This is a genomic window from Methylobacterium nodulans ORS 2060 (assembly GCF_000022085.1).
Lineage (GTDB): Bacteria > Pseudomonadota > Alphaproteobacteria > Rhizobiales > Beijerinckiaceae > Methylobacterium > Methylobacterium nodulans.
The window spans coordinates 6,226,345-6,244,301 of record NC_011894.1; the positions used below are offsets into that span (position 1 = coordinate 6,226,345).

Annotated in this window: 17 protein-coding genes and 4 pseudogenes; 15 read left to right on the forward strand and 6 right to left on the reverse strand. The window is 63.2% G+C overall.

What is annotated here, in order from left to right:
* Positions 1–117: 117 nt before the first annotated feature.
* The 5 genes from MNOD_RS28915 to MNOD_RS28935 all read left to right on the forward strand — a co-directional run bounded on the left by MNOD_RS28915 (position 118) and on the right by MNOD_RS28935 (position 6,068).
* Positions 118–2,013 (forward strand): tetratricopeptide repeat protein, encoded by a 1,896-nt coding sequence (locus MNOD_RS28915; RefSeq protein ID WP_043749592.1) that lies wholly within the window; start codon positions 118–120, stop codon positions 2,011–2,013.
* 99 nt (positions 2,014–2,112) lie between these two features.
* Entirely contained in the window at positions 2,113–2,391 is a 279-nt protein-coding gene (locus MNOD_RS28920) for a hypothetical protein (RefSeq protein WP_015932527.1), read from the forward strand.
* A 2-nt stretch (positions 2,392–2,393) separates the two neighbouring features.
* Positions 2,394–4,253 carry a tetratricopeptide repeat protein gene (locus tag MNOD_RS41810; RefSeq protein WP_050783417.1) on the forward strand — a complete coding sequence of 620 codons (1,860 nt, stop codon included), beginning with the start codon at positions 2,394–2,396 and terminating at the stop codon, positions 4,251–4,253.
* A 64-nt stretch (positions 4,254–4,317) separates the two neighbouring features.
* Entirely contained in the window at positions 4,318–5,031 is a 714-nt protein-coding gene (locus tag MNOD_RS44125; protein ID WP_015932529.1) for a toll/interleukin-1 receptor domain-containing protein, read from the forward strand.
* A gap of 305 nt (positions 5,032–5,336) precedes the next feature.
* Complete coding sequence (locus MNOD_RS28935) at positions 5,337–6,068, forward strand: MBL fold metallo-hydrolase (RefSeq protein WP_015932530.1); 732 nt, start codon at positions 5,337–5,339, stop codon at positions 6,066–6,068.
* Positions 6,069–6,098: 30 nt separating this feature from the next.
* Here the strand turns inward: MNOD_RS28935 and MNOD_RS28940 are convergent, their stop codons facing one another.
* Positions 6,099–6,437 (reverse strand): hypothetical protein, encoded by a 339-nt coding sequence (locus MNOD_RS28940; protein WP_012634281.1) that lies wholly within the window; start codon positions 6,435–6,437, stop codon positions 6,099–6,101.
* 228 nt (positions 6,438–6,665) lie between these two features.
* Between MNOD_RS28940 and MNOD_RS44130 the strand changes: the two genes are divergently transcribed.
* The 4 genes and pseudogenes from MNOD_RS44130 to MNOD_RS44135 all read left to right on the forward strand — a co-directional run bounded on the left by MNOD_RS44130 (position 6,666) and on the right by MNOD_RS44135 (position 9,041).
* Positions 6,666–7,052, forward strand: coding sequence for a VOC family protein (locus tag MNOD_RS44130; protein WP_015932531.1), 387 nt, complete (start codon positions 6,666–6,668; stop codon positions 7,050–7,052).
* Positions 7,053–7,349: 297 nt separating this feature from the next.
* Entirely contained in the window at positions 7,350–7,784 is a 435-nt protein-coding gene (locus MNOD_RS28945; RefSeq protein ID WP_015932532.1) for a DUF1801 domain-containing protein, read from the forward strand.
* A 187-nt stretch (positions 7,785–7,971) separates the two neighbouring features.
* A pseudogene (locus tag MNOD_RS47200) lies at positions 7,972–8,076 on the forward strand (IS6 family transposase); the annotation flags it as partial.
* A gap of 458 nt (positions 8,077–8,534) precedes the next feature.
* A complete protein-coding gene (locus tag MNOD_RS44135) occupies positions 8,535–9,041 on the forward strand; it encodes a hypothetical protein (protein WP_198157549.1) in 507 nt (168 codons plus the stop codon).
* Here the strand turns inward: MNOD_RS44135 and MNOD_RS28950 are convergent.
* Positions 8,972–9,829 (reverse strand): IS5-like element ISMno12 family transposase, encoded by an 858-nt coding sequence (locus tag MNOD_RS28950; RefSeq protein WP_015927380.1) that lies wholly within the window; start codon positions 9,827–9,829, stop codon positions 8,972–8,974. The genes MNOD_RS44135 and MNOD_RS28950 overlap by 70 nt on opposite strands.
* Between MNOD_RS28950 and MNOD_RS44140 the strand changes: the two genes are divergently transcribed.
* From MNOD_RS44140 to MNOD_RS28960, 3 genes and pseudogenes are all read left to right on the forward strand, one after another.
* A complete protein-coding gene (locus MNOD_RS44140; RefSeq protein WP_244424584.1) occupies positions 9,828–10,697 on the forward strand; it encodes a S8 family peptidase in 870 nt (289 codons plus the stop codon). The two genes, MNOD_RS28950 and MNOD_RS44140, sit on opposite strands and share 2 nt — an antisense overlap.
* Before the next feature lie 73 nt (positions 10,698–10,770).
* Complete coding sequence (locus tag MNOD_RS44145) at positions 10,771–11,010, forward strand: hypothetical protein (RefSeq protein ID WP_012634277.1); 240 nt, start codon at positions 10,771–10,773, stop codon at positions 11,008–11,010.
* A 235-nt stretch (positions 11,011–11,245) separates the two neighbouring features.
* Positions 11,246–11,833 (forward strand): annotated as a pseudogene (locus tag MNOD_RS28960) (recombinase family protein); the annotation flags it as partial.
* 239 nt (positions 11,834–12,072) lie between these two features.
* Here the strand turns inward: MNOD_RS28960 and MNOD_RS44150 are convergent.
* The 3 genes and pseudogenes from MNOD_RS44150 to MNOD_RS28975 all read right to left on the reverse strand — a co-directional run.
* Positions 12,073–12,381: pseudogene (locus MNOD_RS44150) on the reverse strand (recombinase family protein); the annotation flags it as partial.
* A gap of 259 nt (positions 12,382–12,640) precedes the next feature.
* Complete coding sequence (locus MNOD_RS28970) at positions 12,641–12,922, reverse strand: hypothetical protein (RefSeq protein ID WP_015932534.1); 282 nt, start codon at positions 12,920–12,922, stop codon at positions 12,641–12,643.
* Between the two features lie 302 nt (positions 12,923–13,224).
* Positions 13,225–13,434, reverse strand: a complete 210-nt coding sequence (locus tag MNOD_RS28975) for a hypothetical protein (RefSeq protein ID WP_015932535.1) — start codon at positions 13,432–13,434, stop codon at positions 13,225–13,227.
* Between the two features lie 1,197 nt (positions 13,435–14,631).
* Here MNOD_RS28975 and MNOD_RS28980 point away from each other — a divergent pair.
* Together MNOD_RS28980 and MNOD_RS28985 are read left to right on the forward strand one after the other, a co-directional pair.
* Positions 14,632–15,342 (forward strand): Crp/Fnr family transcriptional regulator, encoded by a 711-nt coding sequence (locus tag MNOD_RS28980; RefSeq protein WP_015932536.1) that lies wholly within the window; start codon positions 14,632–14,634, stop codon positions 15,340–15,342.
* Between the two features lie 197 nt (positions 15,343–15,539).
* A complete protein-coding gene (locus tag MNOD_RS28985; RefSeq protein ID WP_015932537.1) occupies positions 15,540–15,746 on the forward strand; it encodes a hypothetical protein in 207 nt (68 codons plus the stop codon).
* Between the two features lie 308 nt (positions 15,747–16,054).
* Here MNOD_RS28985 and MNOD_RS44160 read toward each other — a convergent pair whose 3' ends face one another.
* Positions 16,055–16,789: a Crp/Fnr family transcriptional regulator gene (locus tag MNOD_RS44160; protein WP_015932538.1), complete on the reverse strand. Its 735-nt coding sequence runs from the start codon at positions 16,787–16,789 to the stop codon at positions 16,055–16,057.
* A gap of 315 nt (positions 16,790–17,104) precedes the next feature.
* Between MNOD_RS44160 and MNOD_RS28990 the strand changes: the two are divergent.
* Positions 17,105–17,809: pseudogene (locus MNOD_RS28990) on the forward strand (IS6-like element ISMno37 family transposase); the annotation flags it as partial.
* Positions 17,810–17,957 lie beyond the last annotated feature (148 nt).

Here is a 17,957-nt window from a genome sequence, read left to right on the forward strand (position 1 = left end):
GAGGTTCGCGCAAGATGAGAGAGTGCGGCACGGCTCTCTTGCGGGCGGCCGCGACGTATCACACACTCCGATTACTTCTAACGGAGCTGCGCCGTAGGGCGGCGGCAACACCGCATCATGCGCCGACGCCGGTACGAAGTAACCGCGGGGATCGCGGCTGCCTTACTGATCGTCTTGGCAGCGCGGGGCAGCGCGGCGGTCGAGGGCTCGTCGGTGACGGCGACCACCTGTGCGGTGGCGGCCGGGCGCGACGCCTCACACAACACGCTCACCTGCAACTTCGGGCTGACGCCCGAGCAGCTGCGTGAGGCGACGAAGGCCGCGGTCGAGGGCGCGACCGGTCCCCTGATGGACAGGATCGAGGCGATCAGCCGGCGGCTCGGCATCACGTCCAGCGCGGCACAGGCCCTGCTGCGCATTGTGGGCGAGCAGCCGGATGTACCCGACGAGCGCTTGGCCGAGGTGCTGACCAAGGTTGCCGCCGACTACGTCCGGCTCAAGGCCCAGGTGGCGGGGTTGAACCCGGACAATCCGACTGCCAAGGCCCTGGTCGCCTCGGCGCAGGCGGAGATCGAGGCGGGCCATCTCGACCGGGGGCGTGAGCTGTTGCGGCAAGCCACTCAGGCGCAGCTCGCCGCGGCCGAGATGGCGCGGCAGCTGCGCGATCAAGCGCAGGCGGCCGCGGATGCGCAAATGCTGGGCGCGGCACGCTCGATGGCGGCCGAGGGAGACGTGGCTCAGACGGAGCGGCGGTACCTTGAGGCAGCGGAGCTGTATGGCCAAGCGGCTGCCTATGCTCCGCCCGGACGTCTCGACGAGCACAGCGCTCTTATCGAGCGGCAGGCGGGGGCTTTGTACTCGCAAGGCGAGGAGCGCGGCGACAATGACGCCTTGCGCAAGTCAGCTGACCTCTACCGGAATGTGCTTGCAGAGCGGCCACGCGAGCGGGTGCCTCTCGACTGGGCTATGACGCAGAACGACCTCGGCACCGCGCTCCACAGGCTTGGGGAGCGGGAGAGCGGGACGGCACAGCTCGAACAGGCGGTCGCGGCTTACACCGCCGCCCTGCAGGAGCGGACGCGCGAGCGCGTACCGCTCGCCTGGGCCCAGACGCAGATGAACCTCGGCACCGCGCTCCAGAGGCTTGGGGAGCGGGAGAGCGGGACGGCACAGCTCGAACAGGCGGTCGCCGCCTTCACCGCCGCCCTGCAGGAATTCACGCGCGAGCGCGTGCCTCTCGCCTGGGCCACGACGCAGAACAACCTCGGCACCGCGCTCCACAGGCTTGGGGAGCGGGAGAGCGGGACGGGGCGTCTGGAGCAGGCGGTGGCCGCCTTCACCGCCGCCCTGCAGGAGCGCACGCGCGAGCGCGTGCCGCTCGACTGGGCTATGACGCAGAACAACCTCGGCACCGCGCTCCAGAGGCTCGGGGCGCGGGAGAGCGGGACGGCACAGCTCGAACAGGCGGTCGCCGCCTTCACCGCCGCCCTGCAGGAATTCACGCGCGAGCGCGTGCCTCTCGCCTGGGCCACGACGCAGAACAACCTCGGCGCCGCGCTCCGAGTCCTTGGGGAGCGGGAGAGCGGGACGGGGTGTCTGGAGCAGGCGGTTGCGGCCTACACCGCCGCCCTGGAGGAATTCACACGCGCGCGGGTGCCTCTCGCTTGGGCCATGACGCAGAACAACCTCGGCGTCGCGCTCCGAGTCCTTGGGGAGCGGGAGAGCGGGACGGGGCGTCTGGAGCAGGCGGTGGCCGCCTTCACCGCCGCGCTGCAGGAACGCACGCGCGAGCGGGTGCCGCTCGACTGGGCCATGACGCAGGTGAACCTCGGCACCGCGCTCCTGAGACTCGGGGAGCGGGAGAGCGGGACGGGGCGTCTGGAGCAGGCGGTGGCGGTCTTTGACGCAAGCCTGAGCGTCATCGCAGCCGTTTGGCCGCCTGAATGGGTCGCGGACGTCCGTGCACGGCGAGCGAAAGCGCAGGCCGAGATCCGCCGGCGGCAGAAGAAGTAGTTATCGAAAGCAATTTGTGGATTTCGTGCGGTGTGAGTATATTGTTGCGCGCGAGATTTTGAGCAGGCGGTTTGCATTTCATCGCTGGCGAGGCCACGCATGAACCGCATCGCATCGTTCATCGGCGAGCCGAAGAACCGCGAAATCCTCTCGTGGATCGGGGGCGGTCTCGTCGCTTTAGCCGCAGGGACATGGGCCGTCGTGACCTACGTCTGGCCCGCCCATGATCCCTCGTCCGGCGGGAAGAGCGTCGTCTGCGCGCAACAAGGCTCTGTTGCGGGCGGACGCGATGCGTCACACAATACGATCATCTACAATGGGGCCGCGCCGCAGGGCGCCGGCAACACCGCATCATGCGCCGACGCCGGCCAGAAGTAACCGTGGGTCTCGCGGCTGCGCTGCTGATCGTCTTGGCAGCACGGGGCAGCGCGGCGGCCGAGGGCTCGTCAGTGACGGCGACCACCTGCGCGGTCGCGGCCGGGCGCGACGCCTCACACAACACGCTCACCTGCAACTTCGGCCTCACGCCCGAGCAGCTGCGGGAGGTGACGAAGGCCGCCGTTGAGGGCGCTGGCTCCCTGCTGGACAGGGTCGAGGCGATCAGCCGGCGCCTCGGCATCACCTCCAGCGCAGCGCAGACGCTGCTGCGCATTGTCGGCGAGCAGCCGGACGTGCCGGACGAGCGCCTGGCCGAGGTGCTGACCAAGGTGGCCACCGACTACATGCGGCTCAAGGCCCAGGTGGCGGGGCTGAACCCGGACAATCCGACCGCCAAGGCCCTGGTCGCCTCGGCGCAGGCGGAGATCGAAGCTGGCCATCTGGACCGGGGGCGTGAGCTGCTGCGGCAAGCCACGCAGGCGCAGCTGGCCGCGGCCGAGGCGGCAGAGCAGCTGCGGGATCAGGCGCAGGCGGCCGTGGACGCACAGAAGCTGGGCGCGGCGCGCTCGACAGCAGCGGAAGGGGACGTGGCTCAGACGGAGCGGAAGTACTTGGAAGCAGCGGAGTTGTATGGCCAAGCGGCGTCCTACGTTCCCTCCAGACATCTCGACGAGCACAGCGCTCTTGTAGAGCGGCAGGCAGGGGCTTTGTACTGGCAAGGTTACGAGCGCGGCGACAATGACGCGTTGCGTAAGTCTGCCGACCTCTGCCGTACTGTGCTTGCGGAGCGGCCACGTGAGCGCGTGCCCCTTGAGTGGGCCGGGACGCAGAACAACCTCGGCCTCGCGCTCCAGAGGCTCGGGGAGCGGGAGAGCGGGCCGGCGCGGCTGGAGCAGGCGGTCGCGGCCTACACCGCTGTCTTGGAGGAATACACGCGCGAGCGGGTGCCGCTCGCCTGGGCCATGACACAGAACAACCTCGGCAATGCGCTCAAAGCGCTCGGGGAGCGGGAGAGCGGGCCGGGGCGGCTGGAGCAGGCGGTGGCGGCTTACACCGCCGCCCTGCAGGAACGCACGCGCGAGCGGGTGCCGCTCGACTGGGCCCAGACGCAGATGAATCTCGGCACTGCGCTTCAGAGGCTCGGGGAGCGGGAGAGCGGGCCGGGGCGGCTGGAGCAGGCGGTGGCCGCCTTCACCGCCGCTCTGGAGGAATACACGCGCGAGCGGGTGCCGCTCGACTGGGCCATGACACAGAACAATCTCGGCACCGCACTTTTCAGGCTCGGGGAGCGGGAGAGCGGGACGGGGCGTCTGGAGCAGGCGGTGGCGGCCTACACCGCCGCCCTGCAGGAGCGGACGCGCGAGCGGGTGCCGCTCGACTGGGCCCAGACGCAGATGAACCTCGGCCTCGCGCTCGCGGTGCTTGGGGAGCGGGAGAGCGGGCCGGCGCGGCTGGAGCAGGCGGTGGCGGCCTACACCGCCGCCCTGCAGGAACGCACACGCGAGCGGGTGCCGCTCGACTGGGCCATGACACAGAACAATCTCGGCCTCGTGCTCGCGGTGCTTGGGGAGCGGGAGAGCGGGCCGGGGCGTCTGGAGCAGGCGGTGGCGGCCTACACCGCCGCCCTGCAGGAGCGGACGCGCGAGCGGGTGCCGCTCGACTGGGCCCAGACGCAGATGAATCTCGGCACTGCGCTTCAGAGGCTCGGGGAGCGGGAGAGCGGGCCGGGGCGGCTGGAGCAGGCGGTCGCGGCCTTTGACGCAAGCCTGAGCGTCATCGCAGGCGTTTGGCCTCCTGAATGGGTCGCGGACGTTCGTGCACGGCGCGCGAAAGCGCAGGCCGAGATTTTTCTGCGTCAATGAGATAGTTGCTCAAAGCGAGAGAGTTCGATCAGCTCTAAGCTAATGGTTTAGTTAGAGGGCATCCGTGATCGACAGTTCAACCAATAAGCGCGATTTTTTCGTCAGCTTCAACAAGGCTGACCGCGCATGGGCGGCCTGGATTGCCTGGGTGCTAGAGGAAAAGGGCTACTCAGTCTTCTTTCAAGACTGGGATTTCAAGGGCAACTTCGTCCTTGAGATGGATAAAGCACACGCTCAGTCACGTCGCACCATCGCCGTGCTCTCGCCCGACTACCTTGCCTCCCGCTTCACCGCCCCCGAGTGGGCGGCGCGCTTTGCCCAGGATGCCACAAGCGAGCACGATCTGCTGCTGCCCGTGCGCGTGCGGCCGTGCAATCTTGAGGGCCTGCTCGCCCAAATCGTCTATGTCGACTTGGTTGGTTGTAGCGAGGAGGAGGCACGCCGTAAGCTTCTCCAGCGTGTCGAAGGTATCCGCCTCAAGCCGGATGAGCCGCCCCTGTTCCCCGGGCAGGCCAGCCACGATGTTCCCGAACGGCCCGCGTTTCCGATGGCTGTGCCGATGGGCGAGAAAGCGATGGCACAAGACATTCATCCAGCCAGAAAACGCGCAGTCCCGACAACTTGGCTCGTCGCGGCACTAGCTCTGGCAGCTTTAGTGGTAGCTATAGGATTGGTGGTCTTCCGGCAAGGGAACACGAATATAGCAGCGACAGACAATAGTGTGGCCGCAGGTCGGGACGCTACAGGAATTACCATCAATAAAGATGGGGCTAAGTAGTGAGGCGCGGCTCGCTACGGGCCTGTCGCAAACGCGAACGCATCGGCGTTCAGGCTACAGGGGCAGGGGCCGTCGTGACCTACGTCTGGCCCGCCCATGATCCCTCTTCCGACGGGAAGAGCGTTGTCTGCGCAAGGCGCTGTTGCGGGCGGACGCGACGCCTCACACAACACGCTCACCTGCAAGTTCGGGCTTCCGATCCTGCTCCGCCCAGATCTCCCGCTCACGGGTCTCACGGCGGGCCTTGGCGCGGGGCGACTCAGCCTCCATAGCAGCGCATCTGCAGGACTTGAGAGGAGGGCACGATGGAGGTGCGCGTCCTCGGGTGTGGCGACGCCTTCGGTTCGGGAGGTCGCTTCAACACCTGCTTCCACATCACGACGCCGGCCACGCGCTTCCTGATCGACTGTGGCGCGTCCGCCTTGATCGCGATGCGCCGCTTCGGCGTCGAGCCCAACGCCATCCAGACCGTCTTCCTGACCCACCTGCACGGCGACCACTTCGGCGGGCTGCCCTTCCTGATCCTCGACGCACAGCTCGTCAGCCGACGCACCGCGCCCCTGACGATTGTCGGCCCCTCCACTCTGCGCGAGCGCCTGGCTGCGTTGATGGAGGCCATGTTCCCCGGATCCAGCACCGTCGAGCGCCGCTTCGACCTGCGCCTTATCGAGCTGGGGCCGGAGATGCCGACCGAGGTGGACGGCGTGACCGTGACGGCTTTCCCTGTCCGCCATCCTTCCGGTGCGCCCTCCTATGCGCTGCGTCTGGCCTGCGAGGGGCGCACACTCTGCTACACGGGCGACACGGAATGGGTGGACGCGCTCTACCCCGCTGGTCGTGAGGTCGACCTCCTGATCGCGGAAGCCTACACGGCCGAGCGGCCCGTTCGCTATCATCTCGACTGGGCCACGCTGCGGAAGCACCTGCCTGCCATGGCCGCGAAGTCCGTCCTGCTCACGCACATGAGCCCGGACATGCTTGACCGCATACCGGAGGGTTGCACGGCGGCCGAAGATGGAGGTGTGATCCTCCTGTGACGGTACCTCGCGCGTCACTTCAGAGGACCTTCAGCCCTTCAGGCGCTTGTTGCACTCCGAGTAGTAACCGGCGCCCTTCTGGATCCAGTTCAGGCCGCCATTGCCGGCGCCGCCCGCGGCCTTGTTGGCGTGGTACTGATCCAGGCAGGTCTGCTGGCGCGCCTTGCCGGGAGGCTGCTTAGCGTACTTGGGTGCGATGGCGTTCGGGAAGATCGCGCCGCCAGGCGCGGCCGTGACTGGCTTCTGAGCAGGAGCCGGCTTTGGGGCGAGCCCGGCTCCGATTGGCAGGCCAACGGTGGCGCCCGGTTGCGCAAGAGCCGGGCCGGTGAGCGCAGCGACGACGGTCAGAGAGAGTGTGGTCAGGCGCATGGGTACAGGCCTTGATAGAAGGCCGACCCTAGCAGCACGGACCTGAACGGCTTCCTTGACCGGCTACCTGGAACAGTATGTTTACTATTTGTTCTCATAAGGGCAGTCGGCGGCGCGCGGGTCACTTGCCTCGCCCACTACCCCTTCGTGATCGTGCACGTGAACCAGTAAGCAGTTACAACGCCGACAGATTTTGAAATAAGATCCTCACGAAACGGAGCATGCAACATGGATCCTGTTGTCCATTTCGAAATGCCCTATGAGGACCGTGACCGTATGGTCCAGTTCTACGAAAGCGCATTCGGCTGGAAGGCACAGAAACTTGGCCCAGAAATGGGCAATTATGTCATCGTCACGACAGCCAACGCTGACGTCAAGCCAGATGCCCCACGGGGTTCTATCGACGGAGGATTTTGGGAGAAGAGAGCGGATTGGCCGGCACAGGTTCCTGCTATTGTCATCGGTGTGGGCGACATTAGGGGCACAATGGAGAAAATTCTGCGTGCCGGTGGCAAGATCCTAGGAGATCCTATGCAGATTCCCGGCGTCGGAGAGTATGTGTCGTTTCTCGATACCGAGGGAAATCGGGCTAGCTTGCTTCAACCTTCCATGTGAACGGCCGAAGAAAGTGCCTCGCGCGAGGAGATAGCTCAGCCTCCCCGCGCAATAGGGTATACCCAAGAACGACAGAGTACGTGTTCTGGGTTGCAGGACGTGCATAGGCGTTTGGCACGCTACAAGCCATTCGCGACCCGTTGCGGACGTTGGCTTGTGCTGGCACCTAGTGGTCCAAATCTGACACTTCGAACCTACTGCTCTTGGCCTCTCGCGATCTCAGGTCTGCTATTTGGGTGGGTACCAAGCGTCTGATTTGGACCACTAGGTAGTGAACCGCTTGGGCAGGATCGTGATATGGCCGACAAGAAGACCGAGGTTGCAGGTGCAACGGCCGCCAAGGATGCGAAGACTGCATCTCAGCTGATTGACGTCAAGATTACGGCGCTGGCCGATTGGCGCGGCGAGATGCTCGCGCGCATCCGCAATCTCATCCGCGAGGCTGACCTTGATGTCATCGAGGAGGTGAAATGGCGCAAGCCATCTAATCCAGCCGGTGTCCCGGTCTGGTCGCACGCGGGGATCATCTGCACCGGCGAGATTTACAAAGATAAAGTGAAGCTGACGTTCGCGAAGGGTGCTTTGCTTGATGATCCGTCAGGCCTGTTCAACTCCAGCCTTGAAGGCAACATCAGACGCGCGATTGATATCGAAAAAGGTGTCCAGATCGACGAAACGGCGTTGAAGGCGCTCATCCGCGCGGCCGTGGCGCTGAATACAAACAGTCGCTGACGTCCGGTTCCACCCGCAACCGATATGCGCGATCAGCATAGAAAAGCGGATGTTTGAGCATAGGCCTCATCCGAAGAGCCGCATAGGAGCAGAGCGGAAAGCCGTGTCTCGGATGTCTCACAGAAGCTCTTACGAGACACTTGCGTCTGATAGGGTATACTCAAACGGACGAGCGTGTCTCGTTGAGCTGTGGCTGCGTAAGGGCTTTGGGTTTGTGTTCGCGTGGACTGTGCGCGAGCAGAACCAACTGCTCGCCTACTGCTTTGGGCTTCCCGCAGCGAACAAAGTGTGAAAGCGAGGCTGTCGAAGCGCACCTGCGGCCCACCTCGGAGTTTGCTACACGCCCCGTCACTGTCCGCAGGCCAGGGGTCGCGGTGGCGCCGATCAGCAGAAGCTGGGCGTGTCGCAAAGAGCGGTGGACGAAGAGTGGCGCGAACGCCAAGATGAGCCTGGCGAAGCGGGTGGGCAGGTCAGGCATCGGGTGTCTCTGACGAGGGTCGTCATCACCCTACCCGTCACGCCCACTTAGTCATGCAGGCCAGCTTACCCGCCGCTCGATTGACTAACATCCAGCATAAAGAGGAGAAAATTATGGCACGAGCGCCGAGGAAAGGACCTAGTTCACGAATACCACGAGATCAGAACACAGAGGAGCAGCCGAGTCCGGCGATCGTTGAAATGCAGGGAATTAGTCCTCCCGGCACAACCGGGCGGTTCTTGGTTCTATTGGAGGAGGGTACTGCCGCTTCCGTGCTCACCAACGTGGCTGGACTTAGCGTCGCGAGCACCGCCGACATTAAGGAGGGTGCATCGATCGACGACCTCGGCGGTGCTAATGCATTGATGTTTCCGGAACTGGGCATCGCCGTTGTGGATGCCCCACCCGACCAGGTGCAGGCCATTGGCGTGGCTGCCGCCGATTCCGGTGTTCTCGCCATTGAGCCTGAGCGTATTGTCTATGCAATTGAGGACGGGCCCATGCAGCCGGGCCTCCCGGGCTTATCTCCGCCCAGCTCCGCTGGGTTCCCGTTGGATTATTTGAAAGGGTACCGCGATGCGGTGAATCATCTCTATGATGCCCTGACCGGCGCAGTGCCGGGAGAACTTGGTGCTGAAGCCGTTCCCTCTTTTATTGAGACCGAACTCACTTGGGGCCTGCAGGCCACTAAGAGTCCGTTGGGAAAGGGTCATTTCATAGTGATTGACGCGAGAAGCCGAGTTATAGAGGCGAAAAGCATAGCCGCCGCCGAGATGTGAAGCAGCGTATCGTAATCCAGCTTGAGACGGCGCGACACCGTGAGAGCGCCGATGCTTTGCTCAATCCGCCATCGTTTCGGCAGAAGCACAAAGCCCTTCCCAAATTGCGGCCGTACGACCACTTCCACGACACGGCTCGTGCCAGCCTGAACCGCCTCAATGAAACGGGCCTTGTACCCACCGTCCACCACGATTGTCTTGATCCAGGGACAGAGACGAACCAAGCGCTTGACGAGCGGGATCCCGCCCTCTTGATCCTGAACGTTGGCCGGAGTGATCATCACCGCAAGCAGGCGTCCGTCGCTGTCGACCGCCAGATGCCGCTTGCGCCCCAGCACTTGTTTCGCCGCATCGTACCCGCGCTCGCCTTGCGGGGCGTCACACTTCACCGCCTGGGCATCCACAATCGCCAGCGTTGGACTGGCTTCTTTCCCGGACTTCTCACGATCCCTCATCACGAGATGATGGTTGATCCGGTCCATGTGGCCGCCATCGGTGAGCAACCGCCAGTAATCGTAGCAGAGACTGGCGGGCGGCAGATCCTTTGGCATGGCATCCCAGGGAATGCCGTACCGCTGCACGTAGCGGATGCCGTTCATGATGTCCCGAATAGGATAGGTCCGGGGCCGCCCGATCCCCTCCGCGACAGGAAGCAGTGGCTCCAGGGTGAGCCACTCGTCGTTCGTCATATCACTCGGGTATCTCTGGCTGCGACGATCATAGCGCGGCCGATTTGCAGCGGTCCAGACCAAGGAGGGGCCATTCATCCATTCGAGACGAGCAGACATGCTCTATCATCCCGCATTTTCTCTTGGCCACCCTTTCCCAACGGACTCTAAGGTACCGGCCTCTCGCTTTACCGGCCGCGGTATCCGAGTTGCGGTTCTCGATACCGGCCTCGATGCCGGACATCCGGACTTTGCGGGTCGACGGATTACAACTCAATCCTTCATCCAGGGGGAGCAGGTCCAAGACGGGCACGGACATGGAACTCATTGCATCGGAACAGCCTGCGGGGCTCGCCGGCCGGGGCAGCTACCCCGGTACGGGATCGCCTATGAGGCCGAAATCTTCGCCGGTAAGGTTCTTTCCAACCAGGGCAGTGGCGCAGATGGAGGCATCTTATCGGGTATCCAGTGGGCAGTAGCAAACGGCTGTGCCATCATCTCCATGTCGCTCGGCGGCAGGGTGGGACCAGGTCAGTCATACTCCCGAGTTTTCGAACACGCAGCGCGGCGAGTGCTGGCCAGGGGAACCTTGATCATTGCAGCGGCCGGCAATGAGAGCCAGCGTCCCGGGTTCATCGCTCCGGTCGGTCATCCCGCGAATTGCCCTTCGATTATGGCGGTCGGTGCCCTTAATCGTCAGTTCCAAGTCGCCCCGTTCTCCTGTGGAGGCCTTAATCCGGAGGGGGGACAGGTCGATATTGCAGGCCCGGGAGTCGACATCCGCTCAAGTTGGCCGCGGCCTGTTCTCTACAACAGCATCAGCGGGACCAGCATGGCAACCCCGCATGTTGCCGGTATCGCGGCTCTCTGGGCGGAATGCGATCCCCAGTTTCGCGGTCGCGCCCTGATGAGCATACTAACCCAGTCGGCTCGGCGCCTGCCTCTCCTAACACGTGACATTGGCGCGGGATTGGTGCAGGCGCCTTGAGATATTCGCCAAGATTGCTTTCACTCCGCTAGGCCAGCTCCTACATGTTGGATGACAGTGGAGTGAAAGCAGAATGACCAAGGTTCGTCTCACGCTGAATATCAGCGACTCCCACATGAATAAAATTGCCACGGTTGCCACTGCCGCCAAGCAAATCGGCATGAAAGTTGAGCATAAACTCGATGATCTCGGCGTTCTCACAGGAGTGATCGACCGTGATAAACTTAATCTTCTGCGTCAGGTCGAAGGCGTCTCTAACGTTGAAGAAGAGAGAAATATCAATATTCCACCACCTGACAGCGACATCCAGTAACAAACACTTATTTCGCCTATCTAGCGGCCGAGTCCCCACGGCCAGGCCATCAAGCTCTGGCGAATTTGAACTAATCGGCGCTAAATGCGAGGACGTTGAGTATCACAAGAGCATGTATTCGATAATCCCGAAATAGACCTTGACGCGTCGCTTCAACATCAACGCGGAATGACGACCCGAGCAATCTTCGGTCCATCTTGCCCCGACGGGCGGGCCACCGCGAGAAGCGCATCCGCTCGCCCACCAGCGGACCCAGGCCGGGGAGGCCGGCTTCACCTTCGACGAGGTCGTCGCCGACCATGGCGAGAGTGGTCGCAAGCCGCTTCGGGAGAGGCCGGAGGGCCGCCGGCTCTTCGACCTGCTGCGCCGGGGCGACACGCTCGTGGTGCGCTGGATCAACCGGCTCGGCCGCAACTACGAGGACGTGACCGATACGATGCGGGAGATGATGCGGCGCGGGGTCATCGTCCGGACCATCATCTCGAACATGACCTTCGACGGCGCGACGAAGGACCCGATGCAGCGGGCGATCAGGGACGCACTGATCGGGTTCATGGCTGCGAGCGCCGAGGCGGAGCTGGAGGCGACGAGGGAAGCCCAGAAGGCCGGCATCGAGCACGCCAAGAGCCGGGAGACCGCCTACCGAGGCCGGAAGCCGTCCTTCGACCGCGAGCAGCTCGCCACGGTGCGGGCGATGCTCGCCCAGGGCGTCGGCCTGAGTGTCATCGCGGCCGAGACCAAGCTCTCTTGGCAGACCGTGCGGCGGATCCGCGAGAGCCCGGCCGAGGCCGAGGCGATCCTCGCGCGTTGGGCGGCTGAGTAGGTGTATCCGTCGAGGTTCTCGATCTCGTGCGAGATGGCGGCTTGGTATCTGGATGGAGGCTTCGACGCCAGGCCGCCACCTTCACCGGTGGTTCCGGAGATCAACCTGCAAGGCGCCGCCACCATGGCCGAGCGCGCATCGCCACCAGGTCCCCGCTCGGCGTCGTTCAGGCGGGCTTGTAGGTCGCGCTCGCGGGCGCCGGCCTCTTCGGTGAGACCCGCAAGTTCGTGGAGGAGGGCCAGCTGGCGCTCGCGGCGCAGGTTGGTTTCGAACTCGGCAAACACGCCGAGCATATCGAGGAAAGCCTTGCCGGTCGCCGTGCTGGTGTCGATCGGCTGCTTGGTCGCTTTCAGGATCACGCCCTTGGCCTTGAGGATCTTCACGATGTCCTGGAGGTCTCCGATCGAGCGGGCGAGGCGATCGATGCGGGTGACCACCAGCGTATCCCCCTCGCCGATGAACTCGAGGATGGTTTTGAGTTCGACGCGGCCGTTGGTGCTGGTGCCAGAGACTTTCTCGGAGCGGATCGGGTCGCAGCCGGCGGCCTTGGGGTCGGTCGCCTGAGGGCTCCCTCCCCTTTGGGGCCTAGGCCCTCAGGGGTTCCAGCCGGAGGAACGCCTAAAAACCCGTCCGATAAGCGGTATGGGTGGGGTTGAGTGGCCGAGATGGCCGTGATTCCAGGAGGGGGCTGAACCCGCCCCGCGCTGGGACGCCTAACATGCGGCTGATCCGGCCCAGCGCGGGGCGCATGCGGCCTTCGGCAGACTCCCCGAAGGTCCCATCACGCGATTTACTGCTGCGAGGTGATCACGCGCCGAGGCGGTACTCGGCCGGGCCGTTGAGGCGATCGGTGCTCACGCCGCCAGTGTCGTTGGAGCTGAAGCGCCGAAAGCCATGGCGGAAGAAAACCCGCCTGTGGTGGAAGCGGGTGAAGTGATGAAACCCACCTCCCCGGAAGCCGGTCCCATGAAACCCACCATGGAAGCCGCCGCCGTGAAACCCACCAAACCCACGGGCTTCTGCGGAACCAGCGAAGCTAACAGCCGCAATCCCAGAGATAAGAGCGGCACTGAGAACGGTCTTGATCATTTTTTGCTCCTTTTGGCCTCTGTGCGAGGCAGGAGCAAAATGAGGATAATTCCCCCTGTATTATGTGCGGAACAGCACAAGATCCCCAGAGTCTATCCAATAAGCCCCTCCTAATACTAATAAATACTTCTTAAGACTAAGTCGTTCATAAGACGCGAAACAAGCTCTCAGCGGCACCATCGCGCTGAACGTTGGAGAGCGCGAGGGCTCCGCTGACCCCCTTCTGAGGCACTATTTGGACGGGCTCTAGGGCCGAAGCTTGACGGCCGTCTAGCCCCTTCCAGGCGCCGAGAAACGGCCTTTCAGATCGCCGTCCACCCGTCGGGCCACGGCACGTCCCGCCCGACCACTTGGTAGTGGGCCGGCAGCGGGCCGGCGGATCCCGCGCACCAGCCGGACTCGGCATTGCCCCGGGCGTAGATCCCCAGCACGTCATGCATGACGCTGGTCTGCTTCGACCTACAGCCAACGGGAGCGAAGCACGGGCAGTGGACCTGCTGCAGGAGATCCACCAGGAAATCCGGTCGCCCCGTGCTGGCGATGTGCTGCCCAACTCGCTCAGATGCCGAGATATAGCCCCAAAGAGCACGGGCTGTGCTCTTGTGGCGGCGGTCCTCTCAAGCAATTGTGTCGACAACCTTTAACAAGATTCAGTTCCCTTCGAGACAGCATCGGGGTAACGTGAATGATAACTATTGTGTCGTCGCTTATATCCGCTGGCGTTGCTACGGCAGCCGTTTCAGGTCTAAACATGGTATATCGAAGGAAATCCGAAGATTCACATGACACAAAATTCTTGCTTTGCACAGGGTGTGCAATAGCAGCGATAGGCTTATTGGGCGCACCTTTCGCTTTAACTTTTGAATACTAAATTCATCGAGCAAGCCCCACCTTTCAGGACCATCTGTAAACGCGGTAGGCATACACGCTCCCGGAGGATGCCACACAAAGCGCCTTCAGGGGTTGCTGACCACGCTTTCCCCAGTCGACCGACCTCGTGAGAGTGGCCGTCCGCGCGCAGCGCGCCGATCTTGGGCGGCGGGATCTCCCGGCCGTGCTCGTCGTAGGCGCGACGTGGATTGCGACGTCTCACAACAGGTGCCATTCGCGGGATCGTAGGCCAGGAGATTATGACGCAGATGCGTCCGAACGGCCTTCTGCGCCGTTAACCTGCGTTATAAACATAATTGAGTCGTTACAGGTCTTAACTCACTCTTAATATTTGTTCATGGTATGTTTTTATCAAATGGACATATGATAAGCTAGACGAAGAATTCAGAGAACGATAACAGAACAAAACTAACTCACATTCATGCTACATCAGACAAGTTAGATGGTGATGTGGGGCAGTCTGAACAGGCTGCCTCACGCTTGCGTCAGCCCGCCGCATCCCCGATTGCCTGCATGCGAGCCAACGACGGCTATATAGGCTGCGTCCCGAGAGTGTTCGTCAGTTGAAAGGGCCGGCCCGCACGTCCGCGTGTGGGCCGTTCTACGGCGCCTTATCTCAAGCGTACCGCCTACCTCCCGCTAAACCTCAGCAATACATCGCGCAGGCGCCAATTCGCATTCCATAAATGCGCTTACGCGCCCCGCGGCGCCTCGCCCGCCAATCCGACAGAACGGCCTTCTCCGCCTCTAGGCGCACCGCCGCAAGCTGTTAAACCAGTCCTGAAGATTGGCACCCCGCCGGAGCGGGAGAGGCAACGATGGCTCTGCTCCAATCTGCGGCGCGCAATCGCCTGCTCCGACGGCTGTCCCCCGAAACTTACGCGCAGCTGCAGCCTCACCTCCAGCTGATCACCACAGAGCTGCGGCAGGTGCTGGTCGCCCCCAATGTGCCGATCCAGCGGCTCTACTTCCCCGAGAGCGGGTTCAGCTCGATGACCACGGGGGGCCCGCGAGGCCAAAGCGAGATCGGGCTCGTCGGTCCGGAGGGCCTTGTGGGCGCCACCCCGGTGCTGCTCGGCAGCGACCGCGGGCCCTACGAGCACATGATCCAGAGCCCCGGCGCGATGCTCGCCATTGAGGCCCCCATCCTGCTGCGCGCCACTGACGCCAATGCAGCGCTGCGCCGCCTGCTGCTGCGCTCGGTCCAAGTGCAGATGGTGCAGACGGCGCAGACCGCCTTCGTCAATGCCACCTACCAGGTCGAGGCGCGCCTCGCCCGCTGGCTGCTGATGTGCCACGACCGGACCGAGGGTGACGAGCTCGCACTCACCCACGAGTTCCTGTCCCTGATGCTGGGCGTGCAGCGGACCAGCGTGACCTTGGCGCTCCAGGCCCTGGAGGGCCGCCAGCTCATCCGGGCCCGGCGTGGGCGCATCACGATCTTGAACCGCCCGGCGCTGCTCGGCGTGGCGGGTGACAGCTATGGCGTGCCTGAAGCTGAACATGCGCGCTTGATCGAGGAAGCATGATCCTCGCTGCCAGGGTAGCCCTGCCGTACCGGCAGCCCTTAGCTTCGGCTTGGCATATTGGCGCTTATGCGAACGGGCCGGTCTCAGGCGCGCGAGGCCGAGAGCCCCCTCAGCTCGTCGCCTTACTTCCTGGGTGAATGCCATCCGCTCCCGCCTGGGCTAGCAAGCCGACTCACGCTGCTTCGTGGGAGCATAGGATGGCCGGGACCTCACGCTCCTTCGTCGTGCCGTCTCCTGTGTTGGTTGCTCCGCCTCCCCGCCCGCCGGTCAATGACGAGGTGCAGAAGGTGCTCCTCCGCTTCGCCAGCCTGAGTGTGCGGGCTCGACAACAGGGCGATCCCGAGCTGGCGACGTGGATCGATCAGGCGGGCCTGCGGGCGGCCGCCGCGCGTCTGAGGATGTAGGCGAAGGAGCGCCTGTCGCTGCGGTGCACCCGCTCGTGAAGCGCTTCTGGATCCGCAGAGTGCGCTGACGGCCCGCAGCGGGCCGGACCGACAGGTTTGTTGTCCACCCGCACAGTTGAGATCCGTCCAGAAAGTGAGCCGGGTCGTCCTTGAGAGGCCGACCCGGCAGCGTCGCGGAGCGAGGCAGGAAATCCGCGAGGCCGCGCGTCATCTCCATCTCAATCGGGGCGACATGACGGCGCCCCAGACCGCGCCTTACGTCGATATTGGGTATACCCGTGAGAGGCACGTCAGCTCAGGCAAATATGTCATGCTTCATGCCGGATCCCTTCACCGAAGCTCAAAGTGCCGCTCAGATAACCGGGATCAAACTCTGCAAATCGCTCTAACCGCTCGACATCAGGAATTGTCACTCGGCGATTTGCCACGATTAGCAAATCAGCATCCTTCAATGACTTCAAAACACGATTGACGTGAACATTTGACAATCCGAATATCTCCCCCAGATCAGACTGAGTGAGATTGAATTCATAACTGCTCTCATCAGCAAGGCCAACCGCATGCAAGCGTACAAGCAACTCGCAAAAGAAGTGTGCTATTCGCTTGTCAGCCTCTCTTCCCATATTGGCCAACCACGCCTGCATCGTGCTGAGCTTTACGAGAGTTACCCACCAGAGCGCTCGCGCAATGCGGGGGTATGTGTTGATCAACTCGACCATCGTTTGACGCGGAATATCCGCGACTTTGCAGGTGGTAAGCGCTGCCACTCTGTTTTGAAAGACAAATGGCATAGGCACATGCCCGTCGCAGAGGTCGCCTGGAACAATAAGGGAGATGATCCGGCGATTCCCGTCTGCCCACAACTTGTATCTACAGGCAAATCCGCCCAATATGAGATGCACATTGTCAGCAAAATCATTATCGTATACATCAGAACGAGCTACCACAAATCTTTCCCGTAAATTTACATCTTGCAGAGCTTTTATCTCGACGCCTGATAATACGCCAGCGTGCTCGAGTCGCCTTATCAGACGGTTGTACATACTGAATCCCCTCTCTCAAGGGTAGCAGCATCTTTTAGTATGCAACCCAGTATACAGTCCGGACCAACCGCTACAATCCCTGATGCGAGCTGCGGGTCCGGCACCCCTTGCCCGAACTCATCGTGATACTCGCTGCCGCCGTTCGGGGTTTGGCGGTCGCCATACACCTGCGCGTAGAGCACCTCTGGATCCGCAGACTGCGCTGCTCAGCAGGCAGCGGCCGCCGGTCACGGCGGGCCTGTCGCAAACGCGATGACGTTCACCAGCCATTAGGCATACCAGCCCAGCTTGCCGCCTCCGCCCCGGAGCCGGCCCATGATCCTCAACGCCCTCGCCCTCAAGCTGAAGCGCCAAGCTCGCGGCGACTTCAAGGGCCGGCACTTCGAGGCCACGCTCATCGTCCAAGCTGTCTCCTGGTATCTGCGCTACGCCCTGAGCTACCGCGACATCGAGGAGATGCTGCTCGAACGCGGCCTGGAGGTGGATCACTCCACCCTCAATCGCTGGGTGCTCGCCTACGCGCCGGCCATCGAGCGCCGCTTACGCATGCTCCGCAAACCGCATTGCGGATCGGTGCGCGTCGACGAAACGTACATCTGCATCCGGGGCCAGTGGCGCTACCTGTACCGCGCCATCGACAAGCACGGGGAGCCGGTCGACTTCCTCCTCACCGCCCACCGCGACCTGGACGCCGCCAAGCGCTTCTTCCGCAAGATGCTCAAGGAGGAGCCGCTGCTCGCGCCGGATCGCATCGGCACCGATGGAGCCGGCCCCTACCCGCCGGCCATCGCCGAAAGCCACGAGGAGGGTCTGCTGCCCCGGGCACCGACCCACCACGTCACCAAGCACCTGCAGCAAGGGATCGAGAGCGACCACTTCCGGGTCAAGCGGCCGATGCCCCGCGTGGGCGGGTTCCGCTCGTTCACCACGGGGCGGCGCACGATCCAGGGCTTCGAGGCCATGCTGTGGTTGCGCAAGGGCTTCGGGTTCGCGGGGGCGTGGACCGTGCGCGAGCAGAACCACACTCGAAAACCGAGCGGTCATGGAGCACCACACCTCGCCGGAGGAGGCGGGCACGGTGTTCTCGCGGGCCAAGCCGAAGCTCGCGGCCTACACGCACATCATTCAGCTCACGGCTCGCGGTTCGACAACTACTCCGGATGTGGCA

Excerpts from the sequence above, each read along its gene's own strand:
- MNOD_RS44140 (WP_244424584.1), top strand. The coding sequence starts at position 9,828 with ATGCTCTATCATCCCGCATTTTCTCTTGGCCACCCTTTCCCAACGGAC.
- MNOD_RS44145 (WP_012634277.1), top strand. The coding sequence starts at position 10,771 with ATGACCAAGGTTCGTCTCACGCTGAATATCAGCGACTCCCACATGAAT.
- MNOD_RS28940 (WP_012634281.1), bottom strand. The coding sequence starts at position 6,437 with ATGCGCCTGACCACACTCTCTCTGACCGTCGTCGCTGCGCTCACCGGC.
- MNOD_RS28920 (WP_015932527.1), top strand. The coding sequence starts at position 2,113 with ATGAACCGCATCGCATCGTTCATCGGCGAGCCGAAGAACCGCGAAATC.
- MNOD_RS28950 (WP_015927380.1), bottom strand. The coding sequence starts at position 9,829 with ATGTCTGCTCGTCTCGAATGGATGAATGGCCCCTCCTTGGTCTGGACC.
- MNOD_RS28980 (WP_015932536.1), top strand. The coding sequence starts at position 14,632 with ATGGCTCTGCTCCAATCTGCGGCGCGCAATCGCCTGCTCCGACGGCTG.
- MNOD_RS28915 (WP_043749592.1), top strand. The coding sequence starts at position 118 with ATGCGCCGACGCCGGTACGAAGTAACCGCGGGGATCGCGGCTGCCTTA.
- MNOD_RS44130 (WP_015932531.1), top strand. The coding sequence starts at position 6,666 with ATGGATCCTGTTGTCCATTTCGAAATGCCCTATGAGGACCGTGACCGT.
- MNOD_RS28945 (WP_015932532.1), top strand. The coding sequence starts at position 7,350 with ATGGCCGACAAGAAGACCGAGGTTGCAGGTGCAACGGCCGCCAAGGAT.
- MNOD_RS28935 (WP_015932530.1), top strand. The coding sequence starts at position 5,337 with ATGGAGGTGCGCGTCCTCGGGTGTGGCGACGCCTTCGGTTCGGGAGGT.
- MNOD_RS28970 (WP_015932534.1), bottom strand. The coding sequence starts at position 12,922 with ATGATCAAGACCGTTCTCAGTGCCGCTCTTATCTCTGGGATTGCGGCT.
- MNOD_RS28985 (WP_015932537.1), top strand. The coding sequence starts at position 15,540 with ATGGCCGGGACCTCACGCTCCTTCGTCGTGCCGTCTCCTGTGTTGGTT.
- MNOD_RS44160 (WP_015932538.1), bottom strand. The coding sequence starts at position 16,789 with ATGTACAACCGTCTGATAAGGCGACTCGAGCACGCTGGCGTATTATCA.